Below are 10,784 nucleotides of genomic sequence, written 5' to 3' on the forward strand. Positions count from 1 at the left end.
CGCCGCCGTCCAGGGCCAGGATGGTGGCCCCGGTGCGCCGGGCGTCGCTCACCCGTTCCAGCAGGGGCCCGGGGGCCTGCTCCTCGGCCACGACGAACAGCGTCTCGCCCCGCCTGGCCTGCTCGATCCGCTCCAGCCCGACCCGCAGGTGCGCCGGCGAGCCGGGGACGGGCGCCCAGCGCACCAGCGTGGGGGCGAGCTGGGGCAGCCCGGCGAGCCGGGCCTCATCACCGAGATGCGCGGTCAGGTGCCAGGGCTCCTCCTCGGGTGTGCCGACCACCAGCAGGCCCCCGGGGGATCGCGTCGCGCGCAGGGCGAGCCCGAGCCGGCGGGTGTGCTCCACCCAGCCGGTCGAGTCCAGGATCTCGCGCAGGAGTGCCACCGACCGAGCGTCCATGTGCTCCATGGTGCCCCAGTCACCCCAGGTTGGTCCCGGGAACACGGGCCCTGGCATGATCTGAGCATGCCGTACGGCCGGACGGACCCGGCGCCGACGGACCAGGACGACGAGGAGCGACGGGTGAGCACTGACAGTCTGGACGTGAGCGAGATCACGATCGGGATCCTGGGCGGCACCGGCGATCAGGGCAAGGGTCTGGCCAGGCGGTTCGCCATGGCGGGCCACACCGTGCTGATCGGCTCGCGCAGCGCGGAGCGGGCGCGGGAGGTGGCGGCGGGACTCGGGGTGCCGGTCGGCGGCGCGGACAACGCGACAGTGGCGGCCGAGGCCGACGTGGTGATCGTGGCGATCCCGTGGGAGGGCCACAGGTCCACTCTGGAGTCCCTGCGGGCCGAGCTGGCCGGCAAGATCGTCATCGACTGCGTCAACCCGATGGGCTTCGACAAGCAGGGCGCCTACGCGCTGGCCGTCGAGGAGGGCAGCGCCGCCCAGCAGGCCGCCGCGGTCCTCCCGGACAGCCGCGTGGTCGCGGCCTTCCACCACGTCTCGGCCGTCCTGCTGCTGGACCCCGAGGTCGCCGAGATCGACCTGGACGTGCTCGTACTGGGTGACGACCGTGCGGCCACCGACACGGTCCAGGAGCTCGCCGCCCGGATCCCGGGTGTCCGCGGCGTATACGGCGGCCGCCTGCGCAACGCCCACCAGGTCGAGGCGCTGACCGCCAACCTCATCTCCATCAACCGCCGTTACAAGGCCCACGCCGGCCTCCGCGTCACCGACGTCTGACACCGTTCCGGCGGACCCCGTGCCGGCAGGGCCCGCGGGACAGGTCTCAGATCCAGCCGACGTCCTCGGCGATCCGGACCGCGTCGATCTTGTTGCGGGCGCCGGTCTTGGTGATGGCGCTGGTCAGGTAGTTGCGCACCGTCCCGGTGGACAGATGCAGCCGTCCGGCGATCTCCTCGGCCGGGGCGCCCTTCGCGGCCTCCCTGAGCACGGTGGCCTCGCGGGGGGTCAGCGGGCTCGCGCCGTACTCGATGGCGGCGGCCACCAGCTCGGGGTCCAGCACCCGCAGGCCCTGGGCGGTGCGCCGGACCGCCTCCGCCAGGTGGTCACCGGGGGCGTCCTTGACCAGGAACGCCTCGATGCCCTCCGCCAGCGCCCTGCGCACCTGACCCGGCTGGCCCATCGCGGTGAGGATCAGGATCCGGCAGCCGGGCAGCGTCTTGCGCAGCTCCGCCGAGGCGGTGATGCCGTCGACTCCGGGCAGGTCGATGTCGACCACCGCCACGTCCGGCCGGGTCCGCAGGGCCTCGGGGACGATCCGGTCGCCGCGGACGACCTCGGCGACCACGTCGATGTCGGGCTCCAGCCTCAGCAGCGCGCTGAGCGCCGCCCTGATCATGTGCATGTCCTCGGCGAGCAGCACACGGATCATGCCGGCACCTCCATCGCGAGCCGGAACCCGCCGTTCTCGGTCCGCCCGGCGCTGACCGAACCGCCCAGGCCGCAGGCCCGTTCCTTCAGGCCGATCAGCCCGTTGCCGTCGGCCGAGCGCCCGTGGGCGCGGTCGTTGACCAGCTCCAGCCGTACGGTGCCGGCCCCGGCGGAGGTGGTGATCGAGCAGATCGTCGCCCGGCTGTGCCGCACCACGTTGGTGATCCCCTCGCGCACCGCCCAGGCCAGCGCCTCGTCGACCGGCCGGGACACCCGGAGCTCGGCGAGGTTGGTCTGGCAGCTCACCCCGGACGCCTCCAGCAGCGCGACCGCCCGGTGCACCTCCTCCCGCAGCGACATCTCCCGGTAGCCCCGCGCGACCTGCCGCACCTCCTGGGCGGCGTCCCTGGCCACGTGGACCAGCTCCGACAGCTCCGCCCGCGCCGCCTCGGGGTCGCGCTCGACCAGCCTGCGGGCGAGGTCGCCCTTGAGGGCGACGGCGGTCAGGCTGCTGCCCAGCCCGTCGTGCAGGTCCCGGGAGATCCGCAGCCGCTCCCGCAGCACCGCGGCCTCCGCCAGCTCCGTCCTGGCCTGCTCCAGCTCCCTGCTGACGACGACCAGCCGGACCACCCCGTAGATCACGAATCCGGTGACGAAGAGGGTGGTGACGGCGGAGAAACCCACGAGCGGATTGAAACCCTGCGGGTCGGCGCTCCCGGCGGCGATGAAGTCGACCACCGCCATCAGGGCCAGGCAGCCGAGGGCCGACGGCAGCCGCAGGCGCAGCAGCACCGAGCCGAGCAGGATGGCCTGGGTGCCCCACCAGAAGCCGCCGACCTCGGCCGGGAGGATCACCATCGGGGCGTAGGCGGAGACCGCCTGCACCACGAGCCCGGCGACCGGTCCACCCGGCTCGGCGCCACGCAGGGCGGCGCGGACGTGCAGGAAGTGCGGAATGAAGAAACCGGGCAGCACGGCCGAGAGCACGGCGACCCCGGCCGCTCCGCCGTACCGGGCGATCACGATCACCGGGGAGACCGTGAAGCCCACGGAGAGCAGCACGATCACACCGATCGCCAGCCGCTGGGGGTTTATCCGCATATCAGCGAACCTATGACCTTCGGGTCTCCCAGCGGAACCAGCGCGCCGTCGCGAGGAGCCCGGCGACCCCCCAGACGGCCAGCTTCAGGGCCGGTACGGCGGCCGCCCGCAGGTCACCGGCGAGGGTGCCGTCCGCAGCGTAGGCCGCCTGGGCCGCCTCGACGACGGCGCCGGTGGGCAGCAGGTCGAGCACCGTGCCGACCCAGCCGGGAAGGATCTCCAGGACCGGGCCGAAGCCACCGGCGCCGACACCGGCCAGGAAGAAGACCGGCATGGCCATGACGGCCGCCAGCTCCGTGCGGGGGACGATCGCGGTGAACGCCGTTCCCAGCAGGCACAGGACGGTGGCGCCCGCGACCACGAACACCAGATACAGCAGCGGGCCGCGCGGCGCGGACAGGCCGGTCAGCGAGTACAGCGCCACCGAGACCACGGCCGTCAGCAACGTGCTCTGGACGACCAGGTTGCCGATCTCCCCGCCGAGGATGGCGGGATCGCTCAGCCCGGTGGTCCGCATCCGCTTGAGGACGAGCTGGTCGCGGCGGGCGGTGAGCGTGACCGCGATCTGGTTGAACGTCGCGAGGATGAGGACCATCGCGAGCACCCCCAGGTGCTGGTTCAGCAGGAACTCCGGGTGGCCCGGGCGGACCTTGTCCATCATGAACGGCAGCCCGATGCCCAGGCCCAGAAACAGCAGCACGGACGTGCTCAACGCGGTGCGGTCCCGCCAGAAGAGACGGCCGCTGAAGCGGGTCACCACCGCCAGATCGCGTGCGGACATGGTCATGCCACCTTCTTGTCGTTCTTCTCGCCGGCGGCGAGATCCAGGAACAGGTCTTCGAGCGTCGCCGTGCGGACCTCCAGGCCGCGCAGGCGCAGACCGCGCTCGCCGGCCCAGCTCAGCAGGGTCTGGGCGGCGAGGTCGGGGTCGGCGGCGCGGCAGACCGCGGTGCGGCCCTCCACCGAGGTGACGGGGATCGGCAGGTCCTCCGGGGCGACGGCGGTAGGAAGCTCGAAGGCGACCCGGCCCGCCTGGGAGGCCAGGGTCTCGGCCATGCCGCCGTGCGCGACGATCAGCCCCCGATCCATGATCGCCATGCTGGTGGCCAGTCGCTGGGCCTCCTCCAGGTAGTGCGTGGTGAGCAGGATCGTGGTGCCCTGCCCGGCGAGGTCCCGGATGACCTCCCAGGTGTGCTTGCGCGCCTCGGGGTCCATCCCGGTGGTGGGCTCGTCGAGGAACAGGACGTCGGGCCGGCTCAGCAGGGCCAGGGCCAGGTCCAGGCGGCGCTTCTCCCCGCCGGAGAGCTGGCGCACCTTCGTGCCGGCCTTGGCGCCCAGCCCGGTCAACTCCAGGGTCTCCGCGCGCGGCCGGGGGGCGGCGACGAAGTCCCGCCAGGCGTCCACGGTCTGTGCCACGGTCAGGTCGGGGAAGAATCCCGCCTCCTGGAGCATGATCCCGGTGCTCGCGCGGACCTTGGCCCGGTCCCTGGCCGGGTCGAGGCCCAGCACGCGCACCGTGCCCTCATCCGGAACCTGGAAGCCCGCAAGCACCTCCACCGTGGTGGTCTTCCCCGCACCGTTACGCCCGAGCAGGGCGAAGATCTCGCCGCGCGGGACGTCGAAGGAGATGCCTCCGACGGCTACGAAGTCTCCGTAGCCCTTGGTGAGCCCGCCCACCTGAATCGCTGTCATGTCCTCGATCTTGAAGGCCGCCCGCGCCCGGCGACAGTGAGGAATTCACGACTCCGCTCAGACGACGAGGGCCCGCAGGGTGTGGGGGTGGCGGCCCCCGTCGTAGTCGTGCCAGGCGGCGGCGAGCCTGGCGACCGACTCGGTGAGCGTCTCCTCGGAGAACAGGAACGGCAGCCGCAGATGGTCGCCGTGGCCGCCCGAGGGGTCGAAGGAGCGTCCCGGGGCCACCGCCACCCGGTGGCGGAGGGCCACCTGGGCGAAGGCGTCGGCGTCGCCGTGCGGCAGCCGCACCCAGATCGTCTGCCCGCCGAGCGCGGGTCCGGAGGTCCAGTCGGGCAGCCGCCCGGCCAGTTCGGCGCGGAGGTGGTCATGGCGCCGGCGGAGGAGGGCGGTGCGCTCGCGGCGCAGCTCGTCGACGCGGGACAGCAGCCAGGCCGAGGCGAGCTGGGCGAGCACGTCGCCGCCGAGGTCGTGGACGGCCCGCAGCCGGGCCAGCCGCGAGATCAGCGGCGGTGCCGCGCGGATCCAGCCGACGCGCAGGCCGCCCCAGACCAGCTTGCTCAGCGAGCCGACGGTGATCAGTTGCTCCGCCGTCCCGTAGTAGGCCAGCGGGGGCGGGGGCTCGCCGGCGAAGAAGAGCTCGGCGGGGACCTCGTCGTCGATGACCGGCACGTCGTGCTCGCCGGCGAGCACGGCCAGGCGGCGGCGGGTCAGCGCGGGCATGACCGCGCCGGTCGGGTTGTGGCCCGTCGGGACGGTGTAGCCCACGGCCGGCCGGTCGGCCAGCGCCGCGCAGAACTCCCCGGCGTCGGCGGCCGTGCGGAACAGGGCGGCGGCGTCCCGGAACGACTCCAGCGCGCCGGGATAGGTGGGCGCCTCGGTCAGCACGGTGTCACCGGGGGATACCAGCAGGTTCGCCAGCAGGGTCAGCGCCTGCTGCGCGCCGTTGGTGACCAGGATCTGCCCGGCGGCGGTGGGCACGCCGCGCGCGCGGTAGTAGGACGCGAGGGCCTCGCGCAGCGTCGGGTGCCCGGCGGGGTGATAGCCGATGTCGTGCCGGACCCGCGCCAGCCGGGCCGCCGCCGCCTGGTAGGCCTCGATCAGCACCGGGGGAGGCGCGTCCGGCGCGGCGCAGGTCAGCAGGGTGACGCCGTCCGGCGGGGACAGCAGGTGCAGGAGCAGGGGGTTGACCACGCCGCTGGGGGCGATGCCGCGGGTGGCGGGCAGGTCGGCGGCGCAGACCCGGGTGCCGCTGCCCTGCCGGCGCACCACCTTGCCCTCCTGCTGGAGCTGGTCGTAGGCCGCGACCACGGTGCCCCTGCCCACCGCGAGCCACCGCGCGAGGACCCGGTCGGGAGGCAGCAGGGTGTCCGGAGGCAGCTCGCCGTCGTCGATCAGGGCGCGCAACCGTACGGCGAGCAGGAGGTAGAGGGGGCCCCGGCCGGACGACCAGCGTCCGAGACGGGCGACGAGTTGCTCAGAATTGGCTCGCATGATGGACCAATCTTGCCCGATTGGCTCTGACAAGCGGCCAATCGGCCGGACATTCTTGATGCATGACTGAACTTCGTCCGGAGACCCGTGCCGTCCACCTCCCCCAGCCGCAGCTCCAGGGCAGCCGGCCCATCGCGGTGCCGCTCTACCAGACCTCGGGGTTCGTCTTCGACGACCCGGCCGTCTTCGCCGACGGGATGGGCCGTCCCGACGGGCCCTTCGTCTACGGGCGGCTGTCGAACCCGACGGTCCGGTCGCTGGAGGAGGCGGTCGCGGGTCTGGAGGGCGGCGTCGGCGCCGTCGCCACCGGATCGGGCATGGGGGCCGTCAACTCCGTGCTGCTCGGCCTGCTCAAGCCCGGCGACCACCTGATCGCGCAGAAGCCGCTCTACGGCGGCACCGCCGCGATGATCAACGACCTGGTCGCGCGGTTCCAGATCACGGTCTCCTACGTGCCCGAAGACGACCCGGCGGCGCTGCGCGCGGCCGTGCGGCCCGAGACCAGGCTGGTCTACCTGGAGACGATCGCCAATCCGGTGACCCAGGTCGCCGACCTGCCGGGGATGTGCGCGGCGGCCCGCGAGGCCGGGCTGGTCTCGGTGGTGGACAACACCTTCGCCTCGCCGATCCTGTGCCGCCCGCTGGAGCACGGCGCCGACATCGTCGTCCACTCCACGACCAAGTATCTGAGCGGGCACACCGACGTGGTCGGCGGCATCGCGGTCTTCGCCTCCGAGGAGCTCTACCGGAAGGTGTGGCACTTCGCGGTCGAGCTGGGCGCCACCGCCGACCCGTTCGCCGCCTGGCTCACCCTGCGGGGCCTGCAGACCCTGCCGCTGCGCATGGAGCGCCACTGCTCCAACGCCCGCGAGCTGGCCGTCCGCCTGGACAACCATCCGGCGGTGTCGGCCGTGCACTGGCCGGGCCTGCCCTCGCACCCCTCGCACAAGCTGGCCACGGAGCTGCTGCCGGACTTCGGCGGCGTCTTCTCCTTCGACCTGACCGGCGGGCGCGCGGCCGGGGAGCGGTTCATGAGCTCGGTACGGCTGGCGCTGCTGGCGCCCTCGCTCGGCGGTGTGGAGACGCTCATCCTGCACCCGGCGACCACCTCCCACCGCTCGCTGACGGCCGAGGAGCTCGCCCGCCACGGGATCGGTGAGGGGACGGTCCGGGTCGCGGTGGGCATCGAGCACATCGAGGATCTCTGGGCCGATTTTGCCCAGGCGCTTTCCTGATTTTTCACGTAATGCCACTGTGTAGAGCGAAAAGTCGGCCCTTTCGGAAGGTGGATCGATGCCGCTGAAGAGCTACGGGGTTCTCGTGGGGCGGGCCGTGGACCGCCGGCGCGAGGACGGCGCCGACACCCCGCACTACCAGGTCCACCTCGTCGACGGGGCGGGGACCTCCTACCGGATCGCCGTCAACGTCGAGTCCCAGCAGGCCCCTTCGGAGCTGCTCCACCTCGTCGACGAGGACTTCCGGCACCCCGTGACCGAGTTCCTCGCCCAGGCCGCCGGAGGCTGGAACGCGCTGCCGTCCCGTCCCGGCGGCGCGGCGCTCGACTACATCCGGGGCAACCTGTTCGACCCGGCGGCCCTGCGCCCCCTCCCGCCCGACCTGCCGGGGGTGGACAACGACCTGGCCGACAGGCTCGACCACTACGTCCAGCGGGCGATCGCCGATCCCGGGGCGACCGTATACGCCTTCGGCGAGCGCTGGGGCCCCGAACCGGCGACCCCCGACAAGGTCTTCGGGTTCCGGCCGGGCAACGGCGTGCACGACATCCACATGAACCAGGGCAACTCCCGCCGCTTCCGCGGGGACGACGGCGTGTGGCAGGACGGCGGCCTGCTCCTGCGCTTCCCCGCCGAACCGCGCTGGATCGCGATCTTCCTGGCCTTCCAGTCCCAGGCCTGGCACACCGACGACACCACCGGGCACGCCCTGGACGGCGCGCCCGAGCGGCCCGCCACCGGCCAGGAGCCCGTCCGCGTCCTCGCCGCGCTGGTCAACCCCGTCGGGCCGGCGCCCGAGCGCGAGGTCGTCACCGTGCTGAACGCCTCCCCGGAGCCGGTCGACCTCACCGGGTGGCGGCTGGCCGACCGGCAGAAGAACGCCTTCCCGCTGCCGCCCGGCCCCCTGGCCCCCGGCGCCACGCTCCCGATCGCCGTCGGCGCCCCGTTCACGCTGGGCAACGGCGGGGGAGCGATCACGCTGCTCGACGCCGCCGGGCTCAAGGTCCACGGGGTCTCCTACGGCGCGGAGCAGGGCGGCCGGGAGGGCTGGACGGTCACTTTCTGAGCCGGGCGCGGATCCGGCGCGGGGCGTGGACGGGCCGCCGCCCCGGCGGCCCCGGGATCTCCCGGGGCGCCGGGGCGGCGGCGGCGCGTCAGTGGTAGCTGTGCTCGGTGGTGGGGAAGGCCCCGCTGGTCACCTCGTCGGCGTAGGCGCGGACGGCCCTGTCCATCTCCCCGGCCAGGTCGAAGTATTTCTTGACGAACTTGGCGGGGTGGGGGGTCAGCCCCATCAGGTCCTGCCAGACCAGGACCTGGGCGTCGGTGGCGGGACCGGCGCCGATGCCGATGGTGGGGATCGACAGGGACGTGGTGACCCGCTCGGCGAGGTCGCTGGGGACGCACTCCAGGACCACGGAGAAGGCCCCGGCGTACTCCAGGTCCTTGGCGTCGGCCATGAGCTCGTCACCGGACTGGCCGCGGCCCTGCACCCGGTAGCCGCCGAAGGCGTTGACCGACTGGGGGGTCAGGCCCAGGTGGGCCATGACGGGGATGCCGGCCGAGACCAGGGCCTCGACCTGGGGGAGCACCCGGCGGCCGCCCTCCAGCTTGACCGCGTGGGCGCCGGCCTCCTTCATGAAGCGGGCGGCCGTCTCCAGCGCCTGCTGCGGTGAGGACTGGTAGGAGCCGAACGGCAGGTCGGCGACGACCAGCGCGCGTGACGAGCCGCGTACCACGGCGGCCGTCAGCGGCATGAGGTCGTCCACCGAGACCGGCAGCGTCGAGTCGTAGCCGTAGACGACCATGGCGGCCGAGTCGCCGACGAGCAGCACCGGGATGCCGGCCTCGTCGAAGACCCTGGCGGTCATCGCGTCGTACGCGGTGACCATCGGCCACTTCTCACCCCGCTCCTTGGCGGCGGCGATGTCGCGGACGGTGATCCTTCGCCCTGTCTGGCCGCCGTAGAGGGCGGTCGGCCGACTGGTGACGGAAGAGGACATCAAACCCTCCAGAAGAGTCTCGAGGCGCCCCAGTGGCGTCCCCGGACGTTTCCGATGATTGCACGCGGTCGGCTGGTTAAACACCCCCGGCCCCGGCGGTAATCCAGTGGCGGAGGTGTCGGTGCCGTACGCCACAATGCATGCGGAGGTAAGTAATCAAAATGGCTATCGAACCTTACCGTCGCCTGCTCGCCCTTCCGGGCGTGCGGACGTTGCTGCTGGTGGGCCTGGTGGCCCGGATCCCGTCCACGGCGACGGGCATCACGCTGACGCTGCACATCCGCAGTCTCGGCATGGGCTGGCTGGCGGCAGGGGTGGTCGGCACGGCCACCACGGTGGGGATGGCGGTCGGGGCGCCACTGGCCGGACGGTTCGTCGACAGACACGGCCTGCGTCCGGTGCTGGTGGTGACCACCGTCGTCCAGCTCGCCTTCTGGTCCTGCGCGTGGGCGCTGCCCTACCCCGCGCTGGTGGTCGCCTCGGTGGTGGCCGGGCTGCTGGGTCTGCCGGTCTTCAGCGTGATCCGGCAGTGCCTGACGGCCCTGGTCCCGCCCGCGCAGCGCAGGATCGGCTTCTCCCTCGACTCGATCATGGTCGAGCTGTCCTACATGACCGGACCCGCCCTCGGGGTCGTCGGGATCACCTCGCTCGGCAGCGCGTGGACGATGTGCGTCGTCGCGGTCGGCCTGACCGGCGCCGGCGTGGCGTTGATCCTGCTGAACCCGCCGATCCGCTCGGCCGAGGAGCTCCAGGAGCCGGCGGAGAAGGTCCTGCGGCGCCAGTGGCTGACCCCGGGCCTGATCACGCTGCTGGGCACCGCGTCGGCGGCCACCTTCGTGCTGACCGCCACCGAGCTGGCGCTGGTGGCGACCGTCGAGCAGGCCGGCGACACGGCATGGACCGGCCTGGCGATCGGGCTGTGGTGCGTCTACTCGCTGGTCGGCGGCTTCGTCTACGGCGGGCTGTCGCGGGGCTTCTCCCCGCTGGTCCTGATCGGCGCGATGGGCCTGCTCACCGTCCCGGTGGGCCTGGTGGGCGGTGACTGGCGGTGGGTGATCATCGCGCTCGTCCCGGCGGGAGTGCTGTGCGCCCCCGGCCTGTCGTCCACGGTCGAGACCCTCAGCCGCTGGGTCCCGGCGGGTGCCCGCGGGGAGGCGATGGGCCTGCACGGCACGGCTCTGCTCATCGGCGGCGCGGTCTCGGCGCCGATCGCCGGAGCGGTCATCGACGGTGCCGGCACGGGCTGGACCTTCGCCCTCGCGGGCCTGGTCGGCATGGCGATGGTGCTGGTGGCGCTGCCGTTCTGGCGGCGGATCCCGGCGGCGGCCGAGAAGCCGGTGCCCGTCGCCGTCTGAGTCCCCATCCCGTTAACGAGAGGTGAATACGAAACGAAACTGTTGCGTATCGAAAAGATAGGCGCTACGG

Annotated in this window: 11 protein-coding genes; 4 read left to right on the top strand and 7 right to left on the bottom strand. The window is 72.9% G+C overall.

Going from position 1 to position 10,784, the window contains the following annotated elements; translation table 11 throughout:
• Positions 1–397, bottom strand: a 397-nt coding sequence (locus tag ACWDS7_RS42195; protein ID WP_451933853.1) for a hypothetical protein, incomplete at its 3' end; no start/stop codon positions are given.
• Between the two features lie 123 nt (positions 398–520).
• On the opposite strand from ACWDS7_RS42195, the gene npdG reads away from it, so the two are divergent.
• Positions 521–1,186: an NADPH-dependent F420 reductase gene (gene npdG, locus ACWDS7_RS42200; protein WP_451933854.1), complete on the top strand. Its 666-nt coding sequence runs from the start codon at positions 521–523 to the stop codon at positions 1,184–1,186.
• A gap of 46 nt (positions 1,187–1,232) precedes the next feature.
• On the opposite strand, the gene ACWDS7_RS42205 is transcribed toward npdG, so the two are convergent.
• Genes ACWDS7_RS42205 through ACWDS7_RS42225 form a run of 5 tightly spaced genes read right to left on the bottom strand, consistent with a single transcriptional unit; the run spans position 1,233 to position 6,124 of the window.
• Entirely contained in the window at positions 1,233–1,838 is a 606-nt protein-coding gene (locus tag ACWDS7_RS42205; RefSeq protein ID WP_306857458.1) for a response regulator transcription factor, read from the bottom strand.
• On the bottom strand, positions 1,835–2,938 hold the full coding sequence (locus ACWDS7_RS42210; protein WP_451933855.1) for a sensor histidine kinase: 1,104 nt from the start codon (positions 2,936–2,938) through the stop codon (positions 1,835–1,837). The genes ACWDS7_RS42205 and ACWDS7_RS42210 overlap by 4 nt, the downstream gene beginning before the upstream one ends.
• A 10-nt stretch (positions 2,939–2,948) precedes the next feature.
• Positions 2,949–3,719: an ABC transporter permease gene (locus ACWDS7_RS42215; RefSeq protein WP_451933856.1), complete on the bottom strand. Its 771-nt coding sequence runs from the start codon at positions 3,717–3,719 to the stop codon at positions 2,949–2,951.
• Between the two features lie 2 nt (positions 3,720–3,721).
• The gene (locus tag ACWDS7_RS42220; protein ID WP_451933857.1) at positions 3,722–4,630 is read right to left on the bottom strand and encodes an ABC transporter ATP-binding protein; all 909 of its coding nucleotides are present in this window, start codon (positions 4,628–4,630) and stop codon (positions 3,722–3,724) included.
• A gap of 57 nt (positions 4,631–4,687) precedes the next feature.
• The gene (locus ACWDS7_RS42225; RefSeq protein WP_451933858.1) at positions 4,688–6,124 is read right to left on the bottom strand and encodes an aminotransferase-like domain-containing protein; all 1,437 of its coding nucleotides are present in this window, start codon (positions 6,122–6,124) and stop codon (positions 4,688–4,690) included.
• Between the two features lie 62 nt (positions 6,125–6,186).
• Between ACWDS7_RS42225 and ACWDS7_RS42230 the strand changes: the two genes are divergently transcribed.
• Both ACWDS7_RS42230 and ACWDS7_RS42235 read left to right on the top strand, forming a co-directional pair.
• Positions 6,187–7,359, top strand: a complete 1,173-nt coding sequence (locus ACWDS7_RS42230) for a trans-sulfuration enzyme family protein (protein WP_451933859.1) — start codon at positions 6,187–6,189, stop codon at positions 7,357–7,359.
• A 58-nt stretch (positions 7,360–7,417) separates the two neighbouring features.
• Entirely contained in the window at positions 7,418–8,425 is a 1,008-nt protein-coding gene (locus tag ACWDS7_RS42235) for a DUF2278 family protein (RefSeq protein ID WP_451933860.1), read from the top strand.
• An 88-nt stretch (positions 8,426–8,513) separates the two neighbouring features.
• On the opposite strand, the gene panB is transcribed toward ACWDS7_RS42235, so the two are convergent.
• Positions 8,514–9,359: a 3-methyl-2-oxobutanoate hydroxymethyltransferase gene (panB, locus tag ACWDS7_RS42240; RefSeq protein ID WP_451933861.1), complete on the bottom strand. Its 846-nt coding sequence runs from the start codon at positions 9,357–9,359 to the stop codon at positions 8,514–8,516.
• Positions 9,360–9,520: 161 nt separating this feature from the next.
• On the opposite strand from panB, the gene ACWDS7_RS42245 reads away from it, so the two are divergent.
• Entirely contained in the window at positions 9,521–10,714 is a 1,194-nt protein-coding gene (locus ACWDS7_RS42245; RefSeq protein ID WP_451933862.1) for an MFS transporter, read from the top strand.
• Positions 10,715–10,784: the final 70 nt, after the last annotated feature.

This window comes from Streptosporangium sp. NPDC003464 (assembly GCF_053588315.1).